Source organism: Pseudomonas sp. 51_B, assembly GCF_017491595.1.
Lineage (GTDB): Bacteria > Pseudomonadota > Gammaproteobacteria > Pseudomonadales > Pseudomonadaceae > Aquipseudomonas > Aquipseudomonas promysalinigenes.
The window spans coordinates 1-459 of the sequence record NZ_JAFGYW010000352.1; the positions used below are offsets into that span (position 1 = coordinate 1).

At 64.3% G+C, this 459-nt stretch carries 1 protein-coding gene and 1 pseudogene; both read right to left on the reverse strand.

Annotated elements, in window-relative coordinates; all coding sequences use genetic code 11:
* Positions 1 to 350: pseudogene (locus J5M56_RS25190) on the reverse strand (PAS domain-containing sensor histidine kinase); the annotation flags it as partial.
* Positions 340 to 459, reverse strand: a 120-nt coding sequence (locus tag J5M56_RS27100) for a PP0621 family protein (protein ID WP_279381848.1), incomplete at its 5' end; no start/stop codon positions are given. The gene J5M56_RS27100 and the pseudogene J5M56_RS25190, both read right to left, overlap by 11 nt.

Here is a 459-nt window from a genome sequence, read left to right on the forward strand (position 1 = left end):
GTGTTGCTGATCGCCACCGAGACCACCAGCAAATTGCCCAGCGCACTGGCCACGCCGCCGGCCGCGTAGAACAGGCCGCACAACAGCCGCACATCGACAAGCGCCAGGGTGAACAACTGCGCCGGGCGCCGGGTGTTTTCAAGGAACACCACCAGCAGCATGTTGATGATCAGGTACAGCCAGCTGCCGCCGCGCAGCAGATAGTCGTTGGCCGACGTCAGCAGGCGGTTGTCCATGTTGCTGGAGATCAGCAGCACCAGAGTGATGCCGACACTTAAACGGTACAGGTGATAAAGGCGCAGCAGACGCTGCGCCTGTTTCTGGTCGGCGTTGGCGGCCTCAGCGACCACTGGCGCCCGGGCCTTGCTCGAGATGAGCCTGGCTGCAATACCACAGTTGCTGGTTGCCCAGCGCGCGGTCGCGCGGCAGGTGCACGCCGCAGTGGGCGCAGCGCACCAT